Origin of the sequence: Dyadobacter sp. CY351, assembly GCF_021502625.1 — a bacterium.
In the GTDB taxonomy this organism is placed as follows: domain Bacteria; phylum Bacteroidota; class Bacteroidia; order Cytophagales; family Spirosomataceae; genus Dyadobacter; species Dyadobacter chenhuakuii.
The window spans coordinates 673769-695333 of sequence record NZ_JAKFFU010000002.1 but is presented as its reverse complement, the minus strand read 5'-3'; the positions used below and the strand labels follow the sequence as shown (position 1 = coordinate 695333).

The window sequence follows — 21565 nt, the reverse complement described above, 5'->3', positions numbered from 1 at the left end:
GAATGTATTTTTTCAATTTGCCAGGCTTCGATCCTGATCTTGGTATAAACCTGGACGACCAGGGACGGTTTCCATATTTAAGATTTGTAGATCATGTTTTTCGTAAAGGAAAAGCAGACTACCTAGCACGCAACTTCCATTTTGAAAACATTGCTGATAAAGCAGCGCCGCCGGTATTCCTCAGCGAGCCAAACCTCAAAGCCATTTTCGACCTGAAAGACCGGAAGAATGTCATCGTAGACCATCATAGCCCAATCTCCGAATCTTATGCCGACGAACTGAGAGCGGAATTTGAAAGAGGGTACTTCGACGCGATGAAGGAGTATCCACAACAAATAGTCTCCTTTCTCTATAATCCTGACAACGAAAGCAAAATCGCTCATTTGGAGCAATTCATTGAATTTTGCTCCTATCATTTATACTTCGAGGGATTTGCTATTCCATCCTGTTTATACGCACTCGGATTTATCCAGGCGTACCTCGTGCGTGCGTGTGGCGATAGAGTAAATGCGCTTCGCCTTCCTAAATACAGACCTCCAATCGTGTTACAGAAGCAAGAATTGCCAGTGGTCGAAGCGCAAACGAAAGGTCCAGAACGGATTCCGCTCGACTATGCGGTTGATGAAATCATAGCCATGTGGTTGATCCTGGTAGATGCGTGGAAATGTCGGGCAGTGGGCTCGATTCAGGTTTTTACCAGTGAGGAGGAAGTGTTGCAGCTGTTGGGAACGATGTTTGAAGAGAAAGGAGGCAGACTGCCCAGGCCTGAACATAAGTATTTTGATATGCCCCCGGGAAACTACGAGAGGGTTTTAAACCTACTTATGCATGCCACCTATAAGCTGAATACAGATCGGAACAATATTGGGCTTGACAGATACTGTCAATTGCTGCTCGAGACATTTTCCTGCTACTCGAAAACGAAGCTGGAAAGCCTTCGCAGCAACATCAACAAAGCGCGCGGCAACATCGTGCAGAGCATTGGTAATCTGAGTGATAGCCCGCATTCTAAAAATGTTTTGAAAACATTAAGGAAAATAAACGAGTACGGGGTCGAGGACCTGACTTAGTCAACTTCATATTGTTTTTTCCCGATTTTCTAGCCTTGCTTTGCCCATCACCAAAATGCAAAAGGGATGAGCACGACAGTTCTAGTTTCAATGAACGATCAGCAGTTATCGGAGTTGATCGAGTCTTCACTGCGCCGGGTTTTAGAATCAAAACCGGAGGCTGCGGCCGATACCAGTGACACTTTGCTGGACACCAAGGAGGCGGCACGCCTGACCAAATACAAGGAGACATCCATCTATGGGCTGGTGAAAAGAAAAAAGATCCCATTCTGCAAAATGGAAGGCAAGCTACTCTTTTCACGCAAGGAGCTCCTGGAATGGATAGCCAACGGTCAGCAGAAAATCGGAGGTAGCCATGAAAGATAATCCGGTTTACCTACGCATTGGTACCAGTTACTTTAAGAAAGTCAACCGGCCACTGTCCTCCGGCGACACGATTTCCTCATTGATCCCCTGGTCAGCTGAATGCATCCGGCTGGATCACAGCCGTGACTACTTAAAAGACCGGGTGGATTGCTTTGACGGATTTTGTTTTGTGCCCAGCCATTTGGATTACCAACAAAGGGTCGGCGGATTCTACAATCGCTACCAGCCATTCCAGCATGAGACGAGGCAGGGCGATGCCTCGGTGATCTTTCAGTTCCTGGGCCACATTTTCGGCGAGCAGATCGAGATGGGTTACGATTACTTCAAAATCCTGCTCGAACGTCCTACCCAGATCCTGCCGATCCTATGCCTGGTCAGCGAGGAGCGTGGAACGGGAAAGACCACGTTCCTGCATTTTTTCAAATCCATCTTTGGCGAAAACATGACGATCAACAGCAATGAGGATTTTCGCTCCAACTTCAACATCGAATGGGCGCAGAAATTGGTCATTGGGGTGGACGAAACATTCCTAGATAGAAAAGAGGATTCAGAGCGGATCAAGAACCTGAGCACGGCCAGGTTTTACAAAGTCGAGGCCAAAGGCCACGACCGGCAGGAAGTAGAGTTTTTCGGTAAATTCGTTTTGTGCAGTAACAACGAAGACCATTTCATTATCGCCGAACCAGGGGAAATCCGGTATTGGGTGAGAAAGGTGCCGCCACTAAAATCAGAGAATCACCACCTCCTTGCCCAGCTACGGGCTCAGATCCCGTTCTTTCTGCATTTTCTGGTGAGCCGCGACTTCGTCCACCCCAGTAAAACAAGAATGTGGTTTACTGCCGATCAAATTGCAACACCTGCATTGAAAAAGCTGCTGAACCAAAATCGGAATAAGCTGGAAGTGGAGATCGCCCATATCCTGCTGACGATCGCAGACGAAAAAGAGCTGGACGAAATCCGGTTTTGCACCGGGGATGTCCAGGACTGGCTGAATAAAAAACACATCCGTTTTAAAGACCTCTCACAGATTAAGCGGATCCTGCAAAATGCCTGGAAATTGAGCCCGGCAAGTAATTCACTTACTTACCCGCAATACAAATTTCTGACCGACGGTTCGGTCTTCGAGCAGACCGGCAAGGGCAGGTTCTATACCCTATCCCGAGGACGTGTAAATGAGCTCAATGAATTGCCTTAATTTTTGATGCCTTGATGCGCATCATATTTAATTAATTGACTAATAAATAATTACAGCGCATCAAAATCCGCATCAACGCGCATCAATCACTGAGTAGCGATGCGGGCTCTGATGCATTTTGATGCTTTTCTGATGCGGGGTTAATTAATTAAAAACCAATCAGTTGTAAGCTCCTCGCATCAATTCATCAATTTTTTCACTTTCAAGCCCCTGTAATTATGACTTGCGAGCAAGCCAAACAGATATCTATGGTAGATCTGTTGGAACACTGCCATATTCACCCCCAATATGTCCGGGGACAAGACCATTGGTACCTCTCCCCGTTCAGGGACGAGAAGACTCCTTCTTTTAAGGTCAATGCGCGGTTGAATCTCTATTACGACCATGGAAATGGTCAGGGAGGTGATGTCATTGATTTAGGACGTGCCCTATTTCGTTGCGATACAAAAGCGTTGTTGGAAAAATTGGATTCTGGTCTTTTTCTATTTCAACCGCAAAACCCAAAATCGACTGGCTTGCATATAGACAGTGGCGTTACCCCGGCCAGGGCTCTCGATCGATCTGGCATCCATATTACTGCTTTAAAGGAGTTAGGCAGTAACCTGGCAATTACCCAGTACCTGGAATCGCGCGGTATCGATCTGGCCATTTGTAAACCATACTGTCACGAGGTATACTACCGGATCGGCGACAAGAATTATTTCGCTGCCGGTTTCCAAAACCGGTCGGGCGGCTATGAGCTGAGAAATGCCTACTTCAAGGGCTCGACATCTCCGAAGGACATGTCCCATATCGAGAATGGTCATAGCTCGGTCTGTGTGCTGGAAGGCTTTATTGATTTTTTGTCGCTTCTCTCGCTTCGAAAACAGGAGCAGATCCAGACCGACTTTGTAGTGCTTAATTCGGTGAGTCTGGCAGAGCGAAGCGTGGACATTGTCAAAGGTTACAGCACCGTTTTTCTATATCCGGATCACGATGCAGCTGGGAAAAAGCTGCTTGAAAAATTCGATAGCGCGGGGCTCAATTGCGTTGACGCCTCTGGAATTTATCGGGATTACAAGGATCTGAACCAGATGTTGGTTGCAAGCAAACAGTTGGAAAAGCAGCCCCAGCATCGACACCGTCCCAGCAGATCGCGAGGACTGGGCTTCTAAGTTTCTATAAGGGAGCAAGTTTGTGTTTTCGCTTCGCAAAAACTCGTTCCGGCCGCGCCGGAACTCAAACTTGCTTTTACTCCCGATGGTCGCAAAAGATATTTTACAGACTCTGTAAACAAGATGAAAGAGGTAGAAAGCATGGAACAAAAGTCACACAAATCCAAAGGTGGAAGGCCGCCCAAAAAGGTCAAACGAAACGCGCAACTGATGGTCCGGCTTTCAGAAACCGAGCGGTTTTTGATTGAGTCCAAAGCCAGGGACGCAGGCCTTCGGCCAAGCACTTGGCTGAGGCAAGCGGCCAGGAAAGCCAGGGTTGTTGCGCGGCTCTCCGTGGAGGAAGCAGGTTTCGTCAGAATGCTGGCTGGCTTGGCCAATAACTTAAACCAGCTGCTCAGGTTAACGAACATGCAGGGACTGCTGCACGAGACAAAACAGGCCGCACAGCTTCTATCAGACATTGATCATTTACTCAAAAGACTCACTAACCATGATCGGTAAGATAATGATAGGATCAAGCTTCGGTGGGGCGATCAGGTACGTCATGCAGAAAGAAAAAGCCGTTGTGCTTCATGGCGAAGGGATCAGGACTCAGGATGTAAAGTCAGCTATCCATGACTTCAATGGTCAGCGCCTGATGAATCCCGAGCTGGGCAAGGCTGTCGGCCATTTGGTGCTGAGTTGGAGCGCGTTCGATAAGGATAAACTCTCACAAAAGATCATGGTCCACAGGGCAGCCGAATATATGGCCAAAATGAAAATCCAAAACACCCAATATTTGGTCGTTGAACATCGCGATACCAATCAGCCGCATATTCATATTCTCTACAACCGGGTTGACAATGCTGGCAAATCCATTTCGGACCAGTTCCAGAAGCGAATGAATCAGAAGGTTTGCAAGGAGATGACTCTGAAACATGGCTACTACATTGGTAAGGGAAAGACGTTGGTTAATCGGGGCAAGCTTAGAGGAAAGGATAAAATTCGTTACGAGCTGGCAGATCAGATTAGAATCGCTAGCAGATCGGCAGTGGATTGGAAACAATTGGAAGGCGCGCTTTCATCGAGTGGAATCGCCCTCATCTACAAATACAAGTCTGGGACTAATCAAATACAGGGTATCAGCTTCGAAAAGGACGGAAAGGTGTTGAAAGGGTCAAAGGTAGACCGAAGCATGAGTTTTCCGGCAATCGATAGAACACTGCGGGAAAATTTTCAGCACCAGCTGGCGGTGAGGTGCCGAATGTTGGATCGGGGGATACTACCACCGGCGCAAGAGAAAATGCAAACTCACCGATATGGTTTGCCGAACTATCCTGAGGAAAACTTGCTGAAAGACTTGATGGATCCTGTAAATCAACGTGAGACGATTAATCCAGAGCTTAACCGAAAACACAAACGCAAAAAATCGAGAGGACTACATTTATGAAAGATATTGAAGACAAACTTGACAGTTTTGAGCAGGTACTGGCTATTCTGGTCAAAAAAATCTCAGTGTTGGAAAGCCTAATGACTGATCCAAAAATCCAGGTCCATGATTTAGCTCGCCAAATGCTGGCCGAAATTCAGGCTAGTTTAGCAAAGGCGCCGTCAGGGAACATGATGCTTTCCGAGCTAGCTGCCATTCGAAACCACCTTGACGCATTATCGTATGCTCTGGGAAATCCCAAGCCAGTCACTTTTGACTTGAAGGCTAAAAGTTATCTCGTTTCGTTGGCGGTACTCTTTTGTACTACCGCTGCTTCGCTAGCGACAGTTAAATGTTCGAATGAGGAAATTGAGCAGGGTCGTCGAACAGCGGCAAGGTATGAAGTGGCTCAGCAATTATCTCCTCGTTTAACGAGCATGATTGATCAAGCCTTCGACCAAGAAGTTGAACCCTCGGTAGATTCTCTTAGGCATGCATGGGAGGTACTGGATGCAGATTCACGCAAGCTTGTAAATAGCAAACAAAAACAACGATGACATAGTACGGTTTAACGTCTATACATGTAGTATGCTGTACTTTGATTTCGTGTATCACAAAACTGTGCTGGTAACGACCCGATTTCAAACATTCGTGCTTCCACCTGTGAGCAAAACCAGAGTACAAAAACGACCGTATTTTTAAGGGATCATTGACTGCATACTCCTTTATCCCGTCCTACTGATTCGCTCAAAGTTCCACTATATCAAAAATTTGCTATTGAGCATTTTTGATGTAGTTAGGTGATTCACATTCTTGCCAGTACTCTACAATTTTCACTATCATTTTTTTCAATTTATCATAGTTACTTGGCTTGATAAAGAATCCTTGAATAGACCTTGAATAAGCATTGATCACATGCTCTTGTTCTGCACTTGTAGAAAAGAAAAGATATGGGATGGATTTCAATCTCAAATCTTCGTTGTTATGAATTTTTTCATATAATTCCATCCCATTTAATTTTGGCATATTTATGTCCGAAAGGACTAGAAAAGGTTCTATATCTATATTTGTTAAGTACTCCAAAGCTTGTACACCATCTCCAAAGAAAACCAGCTTATTCTTATAATTCAGTTCTTTAAAGATTTCAGACAGGATATCCTGATCATCCATGTCATCTTCTATAATTACAATAGGTCCTTTTTTGTTCATAATCGCTTACTGTTCTGATGTTTAATTAAGTACTGAAAAAAAGTGTTCATCACCTAATAATTTTCGATCTACCAAGCTACTAAGCCAGAGCCGACGCTTTAATTCTTGTCTCAAAAACCCTGATTTACACGACGTAATCAGTATGCCCACTGCACGTCTAAGTTAGTTAAGTGGGTGTATCCTGAGCAGTCCCCTTGTCATCAGCAAGCAGGATTGCTTTAATCCGGTCAATGTGTACCTGGGACAGTTCTGCTCTTTCGAGCGCCGATTTTTTGATTGCCCCACTCTGTTCTTTGGCAAAAGTGGTTAAAAGATTTCTCCTTTCCTCAAACATGCGAAGGGCTGTCCACATAGTCTCTTCAATTTTCAAAGTTTGCTCGGCGATTAAGGCTTGCGCAGTATAAGCGTGGCCTGTGTGGCAGCGGTAACGCGTTAAGGGGCCTTTATCCACTTTCCATAAAACACCACCACACCCCGGACAATTGAAGGGCACCTGGTCTCCGAGGGAATTAACAGCCGGTAAATCGCTTAACACGCGTTTGGCAATCTTTGCTTCGATCATTATATCTTGGGGAATAGGCTTCCTTTTTTCTGGTTTTACCGCCAGGAGCTGATACAGTAAACCGCCCATTTCCATAAGGGGCAAGCAAAAATCAACATCGACCTGTTTGATGGCATTGGCAGGCATATCAGGATATTCTGCATCTGCCGGATCTTGAACTATGCACGTACCGCCGCACCGCTTGATAGCGATCATCCCGGCTGTGCCATCATCCAGATAACCCGTTAACAAGATCCCAATTACGTTGCTGCCAAACACAACAGCAGCCGAGCGGAACAATGGATCAATCGCTGGACGCGAGCGGTTTTCCTGCGCGCCTTTGGTGACAAGGATCTTCTGGTCGTCACTGATCATCAGATGGTGATCAGAAGGTGCCAGGTACAAATGCCCGTTTTTAAGGATTTCCCCATTTACGGCATGCTCACAGTGGATATTGGTCTGCTTGTTAAGCAGGTCCAAAAGAACGCTGCCCGTCGCGTCCGCTGAAATATGCTGGACAACAAGTATAGGCGCTGGAAAATTTTCTTGCAGCTGATTGATTAGTGTTTTTAATGCATTAAGGCCGCCGGCAGACGTGCCGATGACTACAACTTTTCCTGACGGGGCAAGTTTGTTTTTTGCCATAGTAATTTGGTGATAGAGCGTAAATGATCTTGGTAAACCGTAGTACTCATTAGCTGTCTATTATTGCAGCCCAGCTACCGGGAAATAGATCACAAATTTGCTTCCTGTACCGGGTGCGCTTTCCACCCGGATACTGCCACCGGCAGCATCGATTATTTTCTTTGCCAGATAAAGCCCTATGCCCTGCCCTTCATGATCAGTTTGGAGCCTGTGGTACTTATGAAAGATCTTATCAACGTCGCCTTCGGCCATGCCAGTCCCATTATCCTGGACTGTCAGGGCAGTGAATTCACCGCCACGCAAAGTTTGGATGGTGACAACAGGTGTATCCTCTGATCGGTACTTGATCGCATTTGAAACCAGGTTGAACAAGATGCTTCTCAGGTTCTTTTTAGAAAAGAGGATCTGGCCCACTTTCAGATCACTTGTAATCACCGCCCCACTCTGCTTGATCTTATCGCCCAGGCTCCACAGGATGCTCTCCAAAATTTCATTCATATCTACCATCTCGGTCGAAATGCCTTCGTCCTCAATTCTAGCTACTGTGCCAATATCATGGATCAGTGCCCCAAACTTTTTCACTGAATTGCCAATAATGTTTAAAATGGGCCTTAGCTCCTGGTCGTCTGCACGCATTTCAGTCAATAGGCCAATACTAACACCTATATTACTCAGCGGCCCCAGCAGGTCATGAGATGCCGTATGTACAAAATTGTCCAGGTCGCCGTTTATGCGGGTCAAGATTTCATTCTTTTTGTCCAGCTGGTGTTGTATTTCTTTCAGGCTGGTAATGTCATTGAAAGTAATGATGGCGCCAGTCCTTTTATTACCAAGCTGCTGGACATAGGGCATCGTCATAACCTGGTACCATTTTCCATCATTGGATTGTACTTCCCGGGTAATAGGATAACCGTTTTCCAGGACGTGTGTTATATCATCAGAAAGAGTTTCAAACCTGAAATTAGTCGAGATATTACTGATAGGGCGTCCGATGTCACTTTCAAGCAAATTGATATGGCGGACGGTCCCCGGCGAAAACCGCATCAAGCGAAACTCTGAGCTGACAAAGAGCTGGCCATTGATGTTGCTTTTGAAATAGTTGTTCAGATCATCATTAAGCTCCAACAGCTCCCGGTTTTTTAACTGATAATCCGTATTGATCGTGTGCAGCTCTTCATTGATAGACTGCATTTCTTCGTTGGTGCTCTGCATTTCCTCGTTGGCTGAGAGCAGCTCTTCATTAAAGGACTGCATATTCTCGTTGAGTGCAAACAGCTTTTCGCTTCCAGCAGCCAGTTGCTCTTTCAGGTCTTTGTTTTCTTGCTCCAAAAACCTGGTATAATCGTCCAGATAAAGCTTCTCGTCAAACTGCATTGCGCCTGCTGGCTGGCCGGAACCTTCATCCTCTGTGAACTGTACGACTAATAACCCATTAGGCCGACCTTTAAGGACCATCGGACTAACCGACAAGTTTACTTTGATTGTCTGCTGTCCTTGCTGAATCTGCACCCCTGTGACCACTGCTTTTTTATGGGTTTCATTAACCTTCTTGCAGGCTGTCTTGAAGGCAATGTTTAAGGGGCCCGGCAGAAGTTGGGACAGATCTGACGTTAAAATCTTTTGGGTAAGGAACCTGTCGGTTGGGCCATAAGATTTAAGGACCCTGTTGTTTTCATCAACACAAATCAGCAGGCTCTGGTCTTCGTTAAAGATGGTTTCATGGATTGCCCCATCCAGGGTGCGGTCGGGGATTTTATTTGTTTCCGGCGGAGACGCCCCTAGGCTGGCAGGCTTATGGTATGTATATTCTGGCAGTGTAAACGTTTCAAAGTTTACGGATGGGATAGCATCCAGTTTCTTATAGATCTTTGCATTTTTATCAATGACTTTAAGGCTTTTTAATATGGGCGACGGGTTCTCACTAGACCCTAGAAACAGGTAACCCTCCGGTTTAAGCCCGAAAAGGAGCATGTGATAAATTTTCTGTTGCAGGATCGGGGTCATGTAGATCAAAAGGTTGCGGCAGCTGATCAGATGCATATTGCAGTAGGGCGGGTTTTTTACCAAATCGTGCCTGGAAAAAATAACCATTTTCCGCAAGGCAGCAGTTACCTTGTAATCTTCCCCTTCCTGTACAAAGTAATTTTCCAGGTAGGATTGTGGCATTTTCGATACCACGGCAGCAGTGTAAATGCCTTTGCCAGCATGTGCCAGGGCAGCAGTGTCAATATCGGTAGCAAAGATTTTTACATCATGAGCTTGAATCTTTTCCCCCAATAGCTCCCGCGCCAGGATAGCCATCGAGTAAGCTTCTTCGCCCGTTGCGCAGCCAGTAACCCATATCCTGATCTCCTGACCAGTGGAAAGACTTTTAATGATAGAAGGAAGTACCCGTTTTTCTAGCACCTCAAATGCTTCCATGTCCCTAAAAAAAGCAGTCACGCTGATCAGGAAATCTTTGGCAAGCGCATCTATTTCATTAGGGGAACCTTTGGCGAATTCCAGGTAAGCTTCCAGGTGTTCAAAGTTGTTATATGCGGCCCTTCTTTTAATCCGGCGCAGGATAGTAGACTGCTTGTAATCTGAGAAATCCAATGGCAGCTGCTGGCTGATAAGCTCTATCAAACCAGCCATGTTTTCCCCATCGGAGATGCTGGCAGCCAGTAGTTCAATTTCTCGCTTAACATATTCTTCAATGGCGCCGGGCATCGCCTCGGGCTCCACAATGAAATCCACCATTCCAGTGGCGATTGCATTGGAAGGCATGCTGTTGAATTCGGTGGTTTCCGGGTTTCGGGCAATCACCATCCCGCCTGCCTTCTTAATTGCTTTCACGCCATCGCTGCCATCAGAGCCCAAGCCCGACAGGATGACGCCAATCGCCTTGGAGCCGTAGTCAGCAGCAAGGGAAGAAAAGAAGGTATTGATGGTCATATGGGGACCACGCACGTTGTTTTTATCACTTAAATGTAAATGTCCCCTTTTAATGGTCATAAACTTATTTCCGGGGATCACGTAAACAAAGTTAGACGCAATGCCCGTCCCTTCTACTGCCTGCACCATGGTCAGCTTACTGTACCGGGACAAGACTTCTGCCAATCTGCTTTCATAATCAGCAGATAAATGCTGGACTACAATGTACGCAACGCCATCCAGGGGTGTGTTTTCAAAAAAGGTAATTAGCTCATCCAGGCCCCCGGCCGATGCGCCTATGGCTACGATGTGATTTGGTTCGATTGAATTCATTAAAAGGTAAGGTAGGTGCATGATATGACTATAAGTCCCACATCATCAAATAATTATTCCTATAAGGTACAGAATGTTATTGGGGGTGGCACAATGTTTTTCGCATTAAGCAACCAGCATTAACTAATTACATACCTGTTTGAACATAAGCTATGTGTATCTGACTTAATATAACAAGCTTCATAAGTAGGTGTTTAACCTACGCTAAACTTATTATCAAATGGATAAAAATGGCCCAATTATCATTATAGAAGATGACCCTGACGACAAATTCGTATTGGAAGAAGTTTTCGGTGAATTAGGATACCCCAATCAACGAATGTATTTTACGGATGGCCAATCGGCATTGGATTATCTTTATACCAGCAAAGACCTGCCTTTTATTATTATTTCAGATATCAACCTGCCACAATTAAATGGATTGGAGCTTAGAAGAAAGGTCCAAACTGATGCAGAACTTAGCCTTAAGTGCATTCCCTACGTTTACTTTACCACAGCGATCAACCAGCAGGTCGTTATCGACGCATATAGTACATCTGCACAGGGATTTTTTGTCAAGCCAGGCGAGTACGATGAGATTAAGGCAACGATTAGAGTGATGATTGACTATTGGAAAAGGTGCGCGGCCCCGAATAATTTCTGAAGGCACCACACGACATCGGCTTGGCTCATTTCACGAACCCTCCTTTATTTACTACAATCCAGTTAAACAGTTGACAATGAATACCAGAAGCATACGTCTTCCCAAGTTACATTTAAGGTGGGTGCCATCTCTGTTTGCTATACTAAAAAGCCTAGATTCAGCTTCTATTTCAAGTAAGTCGCATGAACCTCGCCTCTTGGACGAATTTCGAAAAAATACCATCGCATAATCGAACACTGAGTTTTGTTAGTCGATTTAAATAATTCGCTTTTGATGTTTTAGCAGAAGTCGAAGCCTAAAAATGGGTGAGATAAGTGCGAACGGAACCAGAAAAACTCAATGAACTTGACTAAAAATGTTCGACCTATGTTCGACCTAAATAAAAAAACCACTTACAAATAATTTGTAAGTGGTTGATAATAAGGTGGAGAATAACGGATTCGAACCGTCGACCTCTTGCATGCCATGCAAGCGCTCTAGCCAACTGAGCTAATCCCCCATTTCAAGTATGAATTCCCCTCTGTTGAAGGGAGTGCAAAGATGAAACGGAGAAAGCTTATAAGCAAGCTTGCAGCAAACTTTATCTTTTGGCAGAAAGGTCAGTGCGAAGTAATAAATTACCTCCTACCGCCTCCGAATGCTTTTGACAATGCCCAAATTACGATTGCAATTACAGCAACCACGAGAATGACACCCGTCCAGACGCCACCTTTAAAAATGCCGCCAACAACTTCACAGCTTGTAAGTGTAACGGTTAATAGCAAAACGATGAGGAAGTTGATGTATGCTTTCATGTGACGGTAAATTTAGGTTGGTACTTTCCATCATTTACCTAAAGAATCATTCCAAACGGTCCTATCGCACTTATTTAAGCATAAAATCCATAGGGATCAGACTGTTGCGGTCGTTAAAGAGCAGTTTTTCAAATAGTTGGACAGTTGCAGCTGCATCACCGTGAGCACGGTGGCGATTTTCAATATTGATTTCCAGACTTTCGCACAGATTTCCCAAACTGTAAGATTTCAGTCCCGGAAATATTTTCCTGCTCAACTGAACGGTGCACAGTAAATCGCGCTGGAAATATTCATCCAATGCGCCAAACTCGCGTTTGATAAAACCATAATCAAACTTTGCATTGTGGGCAACAAACCAGGCATCCTTGGTCAATGCGCGAACGGAGTCTTGCACATCATAAAATGTCGGCGAGTCTTTCACCATCTCGTTATCTATCCCGGTAAGACGGGTGATAAATGGCGGGATATAAATCTCGGGATTGATTAGGGAATGGAATATATCGACGATCTGCTGGCCGTCGTGCCGGAAAACGGCAATTTCGGTAATGCGTGCTGCTCCTCCCCCACCTGTTGTTTCAATATCTACTATCGCGTACATTAACCTGCTACCTTCCCATTTTGATTTGACTACAAAAAAACAAAAAAATCCCCGGCAAAGCGAGGATTTTTTCAATAACAAGGAGGCATTTACGCAATGCCGTGTGCAACATTTAATTGAGCTGGAAACTGATAGGCAATGTAAAGCGAACCTTTACAGGCACTCCGGCTTGCTTACCGGGAGCCCAATTTTTCATCAGCTTCACAACGCGTACTGCCTCTTCGTCACAGCCAAACCCAATTCCTTTGATTGCAGTTACATTTTCAACTTTTCCATCAGATGCAACGGTGAATTCAACAAATACCTTTCCCTGAATGCCAGCTTGTGCTGCGGGGGCCGGGTATCTCAGGTTTTTTTGGAGGAAAGCACCCATTTCCGCCAGTCCACCTTTATATTGAGGCGCTTGTTCAACGCTCCTGAATATTTCTTCTTTTCTTGTTTCTAATCCTGCTGTGGCCGGCTTTGATGAAGCAACTTCGGGCGCCGGAGGCATGATTAGCGTGATTTCCTCAGAGCCATCCAGCGTTTTTTCTGCTGGCTGCGCATTTTCCAGCTCTTCAATGGCCGGTGGGAGATTTTCAACGGTTACCTGTTCATCCGGCAAAACAACCGGCGGCAGCGAACGGACCGTTTTAGGCATTGGCGCTACTTCCTCTTTCACTGGTGGCTTAGGAAGCATTTCCGGCGTAATGTCAATCGGGTTCGCTTCTACGATATACGCAATATCATCCGGCTTTGACTCCGGCACCAGACGTGCGTACAGGTTGGGAAACATGACCAGCAGCAGGAAAAGCGTCACGCCCATCAGCACGGAGCGCTGGATGGTTTGCCCGTAACTTTTTCTTAAATCATAAGCTCCGTAAAGTTTGTTGCGGCCTTCGAAAACGATGTCATTTAATGATTTTTTCATGGCTAACAGATTTTGGTGATCAACACTCAGGTTCAGGAGCGATTGCCGATCAGCCGTTTCCATCATATTATGATAGATCTGCTCAAACGGTTTCCCATCCCAAAGACGCTCTTCTGCTTCACAAGCCAAATGGTCGAGGATCTCCGGGAGGAGTTCCGGATCCAGTTTGCTTGATTGCAAATATTTATTAATCAAATCAATGCGACTTTCCTGAAGGCGTTTCATCGGATTATCTGTTTAGATATGAGCCATGTAACAAGGTTTTACTCAGTTGCCAAACTTTTCGGGGCCAATAATAATCTTACAGCATCTATAAAACGTTCAAGGTCATTGGTTTTATTACGGGCAGCCTCATTTCCAGGGGTTGTCAGTGAATAATATTTTCTCAAACGTCCATCCACCTCAACCGACTCCGTGATCAGCATTCCTTCTTGTTCCAATTTATGTAAAACAGGATATAATGCGCCAAATGTCAATGCGATAGCGCCGCCTGTTCTTTCTTTTACCTCCTGGGTTATCTCATATCCGTACATCCGGTCATGCTCAGCCAATAGGTTCAAAACTATGGTTTTCAATGTACCGCGTACGTACTCGTTACTCGTTGCGTTATTCTCCATGAGTGATTTTGTTTCTGAACAAATATATATAAGTTTTTTATATATACAATACAAAATTATCAGATTTATTTTGCTCTGCAAATGATTGTCTCAAATTTTAACTCTCGGCCAGCGGAATGGAGCGGTTAATGCGCTCTTCAAGGGAAATGAAGGTTTCGGTTCGCTGGATGCCGTTTACCTTCTGGATCTTGTCGTGGAGGATTTCACGCAAATGTCCCGTATCACGGCATACGATCTTTAAGAATATACTATAAATACCTGTCGTATAATGAATGTTCACAACCTCCGGAATGCCTTCGAGCTCGGTCGCCACTTGTTCGTAGAGCGAGCTCTTATCCAGGTAAATTCCTAAAAATGCACTGATGTCCCACCCCAGTTTGGCAGGGTCGATGACGAGCTGTGAGCCCTTTACAATACCCATCTGTTCGAGCTTTTTCATGCGAACGTGTACGGTACCGCCCGATACAAATACCCTTTTTCCAATTTCTGTATAGGGCAGTGCCGCATTTTCAATAAGCAGAGAAAGTATGCGCAAATCCGTGCTGTCTATATCTGAATATTTCTGCATTTAACATTCAATGTTTGAATTTTTCATAATAATCCTATCCAAATTATGAAACAATTGTAAATTTTAACAATTTTAAATGAAAATATTTTATATTTTAGTCTAGAAGTTTTAGTTTTGCAGAACCAAAGTATGAGGCATGTTTAATAAATGCCTCTTGCAATGAGAAATGTCACATTGTAGGGTGATGAAATTGGCAGCCATGCCCTCCTGTCTCGGGGGTGGTGAATAAGGGATAAACGCGGCATAATGCCGACGCAAGTCGACTGGGGTGGACCACCAACAGTATTTGTACCGTAGCTAACCGCACCGTGGGTGGTTCGAATCCCCCTCCTACAGCAAAAAAAACTTGACAAGCGAATTTTTTCGTATTAGTTTTATTTGGTTTTTAGTTTGTTGATGAAGTGTAATTTGACACGCGGGTTCATTTTGAAACCTGCGTGTTTTTTTTACACCTATTTCTCATCAAGCACCTTACCAATCAGCATTTGGCTCTCATGATTTTCATGCGAATGCATTTTTCCTAACTTGTCATTCAGGCCCTTCAAAACCTTTTTCGAATCTTCTGTCCCGATGGCAGCCACGCGTTGGATGGTATACGGCAGAATTTTCGGCAATTTCGCTTTCTCGGCCATTTGCAATGCCCTTTTCATATCCAATGCCGCCAGCGGTTCAGCAGCATACCAGACCATGAGCGGCAGGTTATGGTCATCTTTATCCTCTTCTTTCTGCATCAACGCACCCACCACATCCCAACGCTGAGCGGGATCAAGCCGGAGCATTCCTGACGCCAGATAAAGCCTTACCATGGCAGATGGGTCATTCTGGGCCATTTCTGTGAATTTCTTTAATGCTTCCGGCGAGACTTGTTTGTCTTCCGTAAGCAACTGCACAGACCAGCTTCTGATGTATTCGTTTTCGTTGCCCAGCAACTCCATGAGATCTTTGTCTTCCAGACCTTTGGTCACATGCAGCGTCCACAATGCACGCAGCTTGCGGGTTACGTCCGGGTTCTTGGCTAACATCTCCTTTAATGCTTTGTGCACTTTCTTATTGGGACCCCGCTCCTGCAAAAGTGTGCGCGCCTGTCTTACGTAGTAATCGTTATCATTAAGCTGATAATTAACCAATTCCATATCCGATTCCTTCGTAAGGTCCACTTTCACCCACTTGTCGTTTTCATGCGTGATCTTGAAAATTCTACCCATCGTTTTGTCATGCACATCCGGGTTAGGACTGTGACATTGGTTTTTGTCGTACCAGTCAATCGCCCAAACCGAGCCACTTGCATCATATTTGAAATTCAGCCATTGCGACCAGGAATCGTTCATTGCCAGAAAATCCGGCCGGTGCTGCGCTACATAACCTGACCCTTTTTTCTCAAAATGGTCAATATTCATGCGCGCGCCGTTAATGTTGTTCATGAAGATTTCATTGCGATATTCCTTTGGCCAGCTGTTTCCAAGATAAATCATCGCCCCGGCATGCGCGTGCCCGCCGCCAGCAGCAGCCGAACGGAAGTTGCCCGCATGCGGACCGCGTTCGCCTAACCAGTGGACGTGGTCGCCGATGGTCTTGATATCGTCGTAAGTATATGGATTAAAGTGCTTGCCCGCCTGACGCTGGTAACGCGCGCCTTGAATGACATGATACATATGCGGGATCACGCACACCGTAATAAACGGATGCCCGTAATCATTGAAATCAATGCCCCATGGATTGCTCGAACCTTCTGCAAAAACCTCGAATTTCTGCAATGTGGGATGGTAACGCCATACGCCCCCATTGATTTTTGCTCTGTCTGCCGCTGGTGTTCCCGGCTTGCCAACCACAGAATTCGTAAAAACGCCGTGCGTTCCGTAAAGCCAGCCGTCAGGTCCCCAGCGGAAGCTGTTCAAAACTTCATGCGTGTCGTCGAGTCCCCAGCCGTCCAGCAAAATTTGCTCGGAGCCAGCCGGTTTGTCCGTTTTAGGGTCAATTGGAATAAAGAGCATATTAGGAGCCGAACCCAGCCAAACGCCGCCCATGCCCACTTCTATCCCACTAATTAAATTGAGGTTTTCTGCAAAAACTTTTTTACTATCCAATGTGCCATCACCATTCGTGTCTTCCAGGATTAAAATGCGGTCCCTACCCTGCCCTTCCGGCGCACGAACGGGATAAGTATGCCCTTCCACCACCCATAACCGGCCTTTTGCATCAATTGTAAAAGCAATAGGCTTCACCACTTCCGGCTCCGATGCGGCCAATGTGACTTTGAAACCTTTCGGCGGCGTCATGGCGGCAGCCGCTTTTTCGCCCGAAAGTCCTGCATTCAGGACCGGGTCCAGCGGCGGGAGGATAATGATATCTTTTTGTTTGAGCTCATTGGGAAATTCGGGGCGGCTTGGGTAAAAAAGGAATTCATCAAAATTGATATGCGCCCATTTATCGTCTGCGATGTAAGGAATTTGCGATATACCCGTCTCATTATCAATAATTCGGATGAAGATTTCTTTGTCTAAGTATTTTTGTAAATCAACAACTGCAGGCTGTAAAGTGGCGCGCCCTTGCCCGGTGATGTGATAAATAATGCTGTCCGTCCCGGCCAGGATCAGCTCCACGCGTGTATCCGCCAATGCGCCGCCCGAAACTTTAAATGCCGCGAAAGGTTGTGTCACTTTAAATGGCGCTGAGGTTAAGGTTCCCGTCGCTTTGTAATTTTTATTGCCGCCGCTGCTCAGGAAATATTTGCCGTCAAAACCGATTTTCATATCTTTTTCATGCACCGGCGAGGGATCCTCGCTGAGTAACGGATTTGTAAAAGCATCGCCCTTTGCCGTCCAGTCATCCAATGTGCCCGTTTCAAAATTCAGGTTCAGTGGCTGGCCGTCCTTCATAGGCAACTGTCCGGCAACTGTCATTTCGTTCACATTCCCTTCCACTACTTCGAAGCTTCCTACCATGCCCGCCGCGCGGTGTCCCGGCACGGAACAGAAATAAGTATCACTTTCCTTCGCCACGAAGTTGATGCTCGTACTAGAACCCTTTTCCAGGATCACCTTGCTTTTAAGCCCCAGTTTTTCCAGCGATATGTCATGCGTCATCAGCTCGCCGTTGGTGATTTTTATGCGGACCTTATCACCCTTATTAGCCTTCAATGTAGGGTTACGCGCACCATCCGGAGCGAAGTAGCCAAGCATGGTCGCCTCTAATGCATATTCCCGATCATATTTACCGGTGTCCGGTTTGGTCTCAGCTGCTTTGGCTGGTGAAGCTTTCGGCTTTTGCGCCATGAGCGGTGTTTGCAATGCCATCAAGCCAACAATAAATGACAGCAACAATGATTTTGGAAGTGTGGACATAGGAATTAAAATATTGGAGCTAAAAATAATCCATTTAAAATCAAAAAAAGCAATAGATATGGCCCAGTTGCAGTTGAGTTTACACCACACTAAACTTTTCAACAATCCGGGACGAGAATAGAGGAGTTTTTTAAAAAGGACGCGACGGCAAGGTTATACTTATTGGCATAAGCCGTCGATAGAGGAGCATTTAAATGTCAGGACTTGGTGTTTTCTTCCAATCGCCAGGCGACAATTTTAGCGATAAGTTCTAGCGGCATCGGTTTGTCAATCGGAAAATGCACCGAACCTCTCGTGCCTTTATAGCCTTCAAGATCCGCTTTCAATGATTCTGCCAATGCCGCAGAAACAGGATATAACGCAATATGCTTTTTCCAAGCCGCGAAATAAATCAGATAAGTCCCATTCAGATTAAATGTTGGCATATCGTAAGCAATGGTCTCCTCCGCCTCCGGAGCAGCCTCCCGCACCACTCCCCGAATCTGCCGCAAAGCATCCTGCACTCCCGAAGGGAAGTTAGCAATGTATTCATCGATGTTTTTTGGTTTTGAGGACTGCATATCAGGCATTAGTTAGGGAACGTAAGTGCTTTGGGTTCCCTAACTTAGTACAGTTTAATGAATCGTAACGCTTAAAAACGAAAAAAGCCCAGATTTCTCTGAGCTTTCTGCGGTCTGGTGGTACGGCATTCCGGCGGGACTCGAACCGTGGCCCGCTTCCCTGCGTGACAGCCTGCGCTGCCCGGCCAACTATTCTACCCAGCTGAACAACCAAACGAAACGCTTAAAAACGAAAAAAGCCCAGATTTCTCTGAGCTTTCTGCGGTCTGGACGGGACTCGAACCCGCGACCCCATGCGTGACAGGCATGTATTCTAACCAACTGAACTACCAAACCATTAAATAAAGAACTTCACTTTTTGCCATCCTTGCAGATAACACTTTAACTCTTCTGGCGGTCTGGACGGGACTCGAACCGGGCTGCGTAAGTCCGCGACCCCATGCGTGACACCTAACGTAGGCCGGGCATGTATTTTAACCAACTGAACTACCAAACCAATAATTTCAAAACTTCAACTTTTCTGGCGGTCTGGACGGGACTCGAACCCGCGACCCCATGCGTGACAGGCATGTATTCTAACCAACTGAACTACCAAACCAGAACAATTTCACAGCACTTTCCTGTAAAACGTGGTGCAAAACTAGTATTATTATTTTCCATTGCAATACTTACGACGCCAATTTAGTTATTTATTTGCAAAATATTAGTGTCAGATTAATGAAGAATCTGAAAGTGAAACAGTTGTATCTTACACAAAAATGACATTTATAAAAGAAATTATTCAGGTTCTCGAACAACTGGCTCCCCCGGCCTATCAGGAAAGTTATGATAATGCCGGATTAATCGTAGGGTCAGGCCAGGTTGAGGTCTCCGGCGTATTGCTGACGCTGGATGTGACTGAGGAAGTGGTTGCCGAGGCGATCGACCGGAATTGCAACCTGATTGTAGCGCATCACCCCATTATTTTTAAAGGGCTTAAAAAACTGAACGGCAAAAATTATGTGGAACGGACTGTGCTGAAAGCCATCAAAAACGATATTGCCATTTATGCCACCCACACCAACCTCGACCACGTTACCAACGGCGTAAACTGGCAAATCGCAAACTTGCTTGGACTGGAAAATATCCGTGTACTAGCGCCGAAAAAGCAGATTTTGTCCAAACTAACATTCTTCTCGCCAGTCGCAAACACGCAATCCATTCTTAACGCGCTTCACGATGCGGGCGCAGGGAACATTGGCAATTATTCAAATTGCAGTTTCAAAACAGAAGGAACGGGAACATTCAGGCCGAATGCTGCGGCCAATCCGGTCATCGGCAAAAATGGCGAGCAAGAGGAAGTGAGGGAACATAGGGCTGAGCTCATTTTCCCTTCCTACCTGGAATCCCCTATCCTACGCGCACTGCGACAGGCACATCCGTATGAGGAAGTGGCCTATTATCTCTCCTCGCTGGAAAACGAAAACCAGGAAGTGGGCGCGGGTGCGTATGGCGAGTTGCCGGAGCCCATCGGAACGGAAGCATTTCTGCATTTGCTAAAAGAAAAAATGAATTTGCATGTGATCAAGCATACCAAACCGGTGAGAAATGCGGTCCAGCGGATTGCTGTTTGCGGAGGGGCCGGGAGTTTTTTATTGCCGAACGCGATTGGGGCAGGTGCAGATATCTTTGTAACCGCCGACTACAAGTACCACGAGTTTTTCGATGCAGAAAGCAGCATTATGATCTGCGATATCGGACATTACGAGAGCGAAGTGTTTACGAAAAATTTACTGTATAACTATTTATCGGGAAAATTCCCTAATTTTGCACTCTGTTTGTCAGAAGTCAATACCAATCCGGTACGATATTTTGTTTAAACCTTCACTTTACGCATTGAAACAAGTCCATTAAAGACATACATGGAAAACACAATCGCACAAAAATTAGACGCTCTCCTGAAATTGCAGGAAATTGATTCAAGCCTTGACGAAATACTAAAAACGCGTGGTGATCTTCCTGAGGAAGTACGGGATCTGGAAGATGAAATTATTGGCTTTGAAACACGTTTAGGCAAGTTTAGAAGTGAAATCGCCAACCTGAACTCTGAGATCGATAATTTCAAGAACGCTCAGAAAGAAGGTGAAAAACTGATCAAAAAATACAAGGATCAGCAAATGAACGTTCGCAACAATCGTGAGTATGATGCGATCACCAAAGAAATTGAATTGCAAGAGCTTGATATGCAATTGGCTGATAAGAAAATCAACGAAGCCAAAGCCCGTATCCGCCTGATCGAAGATGACGCAAATCGTGCGGAGTCCGTTTTAAATGAAAGAAACGAAGATTTGAAAGCGAAAAAAGGTGAATTGAACGTCATTACAAGCGAAAGTGAAGCTGAGGAAAAAGCACTGATCGTAGAGAGAGAAAAGCATGTCAAGAAAATCGAGGACCGCTTATTGAAATCTTATCAGAAAATCCGTGATAACTCAATGAATGGTCTGGCTGTCGTGCACGTGTCACGCGGTGCTTGCGGAGGATGTTTCAGCATCGTTCCCCCACAACGCCAGGCTGATATCCGTGAACGCAAAAAACTGATTGTTTGCGAACATTGCGGACGTATCCTTGCAGACGTTGAAAGTGTTGAGCCTGTTCATCAGCGCAGATAACATTCCATATAAAAGATTAAGAGGTTGTCTTACCCGGACAACCTTTTTTTAT

The 21565-nt window shown here is 45.5% G+C and carries 20 protein-coding genes and 4 tRNA genes; 10 read left to right on the top strand and 14 right to left on the bottom strand.

Annotated elements, in window-relative coordinates; all coding sequences use genetic code 11:
- The first annotated feature begins 2 nt into the window (after positions 1 to 2).
- The 7 genes from L0660_RS05000 to L0660_RS04970 all read left to right on the top strand — a co-directional run bounded on the left by L0660_RS05000 (position 3) and on the right by L0660_RS04970 (position 5750).
- The gene (locus tag L0660_RS05000; protein WP_235158410.1) at positions 3 to 1070 is read left to right on the top strand and encodes a hypothetical protein; all 1068 of its coding nucleotides are present in this window, start codon (positions 3 to 5) and stop codon (positions 1068 to 1070) included.
- Between the two features lie 66 nt (positions 1071 to 1136).
- The gene (locus tag L0660_RS04995; RefSeq protein ID WP_041735500.1) at positions 1137 to 1436 is read left to right on the top strand and encodes a helix-turn-helix domain-containing protein; all 300 of its coding nucleotides are present in this window, start codon (positions 1137 to 1139) and stop codon (positions 1434 to 1436) included.
- Positions 1426 to 2631, top strand: coding sequence for a primase-helicase family protein (locus tag L0660_RS04990; RefSeq protein WP_235158409.1), 1206 nt, complete (start codon positions 1426 to 1428; stop codon positions 2629 to 2631). The genes L0660_RS04995 and L0660_RS04990 overlap by 11 nt, the downstream gene beginning before the upstream one ends.
- 248 nt (positions 2632 to 2879) lie before the next feature.
- Positions 2880 to 3785 (top strand): toprim domain-containing protein, encoded by a 906-nt coding sequence (locus tag L0660_RS04985; RefSeq protein ID WP_235158408.1) that lies wholly within the window; start codon positions 2880 to 2882, stop codon positions 3783 to 3785.
- Positions 3786 to 3908: 123 nt separating this feature from the next.
- Positions 3909 to 4286 (top strand): MobC family plasmid mobilization relaxosome protein, encoded by a 378-nt coding sequence (locus L0660_RS04980; RefSeq protein WP_235158407.1) that lies wholly within the window; start codon positions 3909 to 3911, stop codon positions 4284 to 4286.
- The gene (locus tag L0660_RS04975) at positions 4276 to 5214 is read left to right on the top strand and encodes a relaxase/mobilization nuclease domain-containing protein (RefSeq protein WP_235158406.1); all 939 of its coding nucleotides are present in this window, start codon (positions 4276 to 4278) and stop codon (positions 5212 to 5214) included. The genes L0660_RS04980 and L0660_RS04975 overlap by 11 nt, the downstream gene beginning before the upstream one ends.
- Positions 5211 to 5750: a hypothetical protein gene (locus L0660_RS04970; RefSeq protein ID WP_235158405.1), complete on the top strand. Its 540-nt coding sequence runs from the start codon at positions 5211 to 5213 to the stop codon at positions 5748 to 5750. The genes L0660_RS04975 and L0660_RS04970 overlap by 4 nt, the downstream gene beginning before the upstream one ends.
- Positions 5751 to 5967: 217 nt before the next feature.
- On the opposite strand, the gene L0660_RS04965 is transcribed toward L0660_RS04970, so the two are convergent.
- The 3 genes from L0660_RS04965 to L0660_RS04955 all read right to left on the bottom strand — a co-directional run bounded on the left by L0660_RS04965 (position 5968) and on the right by L0660_RS04955 (position 10834).
- Positions 5968 to 6402 (bottom strand): response regulator, encoded by a 435-nt coding sequence (locus L0660_RS04965; RefSeq protein ID WP_235158404.1) that lies wholly within the window; start codon positions 6400 to 6402, stop codon positions 5968 to 5970.
- Positions 6403 to 6568: 166 nt separating this feature from the next.
- Positions 6569 to 7588, bottom strand: coding sequence for a chemotaxis protein CheB (locus tag L0660_RS04960; RefSeq protein WP_235158403.1), 1020 nt, complete (start codon positions 7586 to 7588; stop codon positions 6569 to 6571).
- 60 nt (positions 7589 to 7648) lie between these two features.
- Complete coding sequence (locus L0660_RS04955) at positions 7649 to 10834, bottom strand: chemotaxis protein CheB (RefSeq protein WP_235158402.1); 3186 nt, start codon at positions 10832 to 10834, stop codon at positions 7649 to 7651.
- A 220-nt stretch (positions 10835 to 11054) separates the two neighbouring features.
- On the opposite strand from L0660_RS04955, the gene L0660_RS04950 reads away from it, so the two are divergent.
- Positions 11055 to 11477: a response regulator gene (locus tag L0660_RS04950; protein WP_235158401.1), complete on the top strand. Its 423-nt coding sequence runs from the start codon at positions 11055 to 11057 to the stop codon at positions 11475 to 11477.
- A 425-nt stretch (positions 11478 to 11902) separates the two neighbouring features.
- On the opposite strand, the gene L0660_RS04945 is transcribed toward L0660_RS04950, so the two are convergent.
- The 11 genes from L0660_RS04945 to L0660_RS04895 all read right to left on the bottom strand — a co-directional run bounded on the left by L0660_RS04945 (position 11903) and on the right by L0660_RS04895 (position 19463).
- Positions 11903 to 11976, bottom strand: a tRNA-Ala gene (locus L0660_RS04945).
- Positions 11977 to 12094: 118 nt separating this feature from the next.
- Complete coding sequence (locus L0660_RS04940) at positions 12095 to 12271, bottom strand: hypothetical protein (RefSeq protein WP_169720042.1); 177 nt, start codon at positions 12269 to 12271, stop codon at positions 12095 to 12097.
- Positions 12272 to 12341: 70 nt separating this feature from the next.
- A complete protein-coding gene (locus L0660_RS04935) occupies positions 12342 to 12869 on the bottom strand; it encodes a PolC-type DNA polymerase III (RefSeq protein ID WP_233795833.1) in 528 nt (175 codons plus the stop codon).
- Positions 12870 to 12981: 112 nt separating this feature from the next.
- Positions 12982 to 14004 (bottom strand): energy transducer TonB, encoded by a 1023-nt coding sequence (locus L0660_RS04930; protein ID WP_235158400.1) that lies wholly within the window; start codon positions 14002 to 14004, stop codon positions 12982 to 12984.
- 38 nt (positions 14005 to 14042) lie between these two features.
- Entirely contained in the window at positions 14043 to 14396 is a 354-nt protein-coding gene (locus tag L0660_RS04925) for a PadR family transcriptional regulator (RefSeq protein WP_026630988.1), read from the bottom strand.
- A 97-nt stretch (positions 14397 to 14493) separates the two neighbouring features.
- Complete coding sequence (locus L0660_RS04920; protein WP_026630987.1) at positions 14494 to 14964, bottom strand: Lrp/AsnC ligand binding domain-containing protein; 471 nt, start codon at positions 14962 to 14964, stop codon at positions 14494 to 14496.
- Between the two features lie 452 nt (positions 14965 to 15416).
- Positions 15417 to 18236 carry a PVC-type heme-binding CxxCH protein gene (locus tag L0660_RS04915; protein WP_235158507.1) on the bottom strand — a complete coding sequence of 940 codons (2820 nt, stop codon included), beginning with the start codon at positions 18234 to 18236 and terminating at the stop codon, positions 15417 to 15419.
- Positions 18237 to 18502: 266 nt separating this feature from the next.
- Positions 18503 to 18865, bottom strand: coding sequence for an iron chaperone (locus L0660_RS04910; RefSeq protein WP_235158399.1), 363 nt, complete (start codon positions 18863 to 18865; stop codon positions 18503 to 18505).
- Positions 18866 to 19127: 262 nt separating this feature from the next.
- A tRNA-Asp gene (locus tag L0660_RS04905) sits at positions 19128 to 19201 on the bottom strand.
- A 55-nt stretch (positions 19202 to 19256) separates the two neighbouring features.
- A tRNA-OTHER gene (locus L0660_RS04900) sits at positions 19257 to 19361 on the bottom strand.
- A gap of 25 nt (positions 19362 to 19386) precedes the next feature.
- A tRNA-Asp gene (locus L0660_RS04895) sits at positions 19387 to 19463 on the bottom strand.
- A 160-nt stretch (positions 19464 to 19623) separates the two neighbouring features.
- On the opposite strand from L0660_RS04895, the gene L0660_RS04890 reads away from it, so the two are divergent.
- Positions 19624 to 20724: a Nif3-like dinuclear metal center hexameric protein gene (locus L0660_RS04890; protein ID WP_235158398.1), complete on the top strand. Its 1101-nt coding sequence runs from the start codon at positions 19624 to 19626 to the stop codon at positions 20722 to 20724.
- A 42-nt stretch (positions 20725 to 20766) separates the two neighbouring features.
- Entirely contained in the window at positions 20767 to 21513 is a 747-nt protein-coding gene (locus L0660_RS04885; protein ID WP_235158397.1) for a zinc ribbon domain-containing protein, read from the top strand.
- The last annotated feature ends 52 nt before the right edge of the window (positions 21514 to 21565 follow it).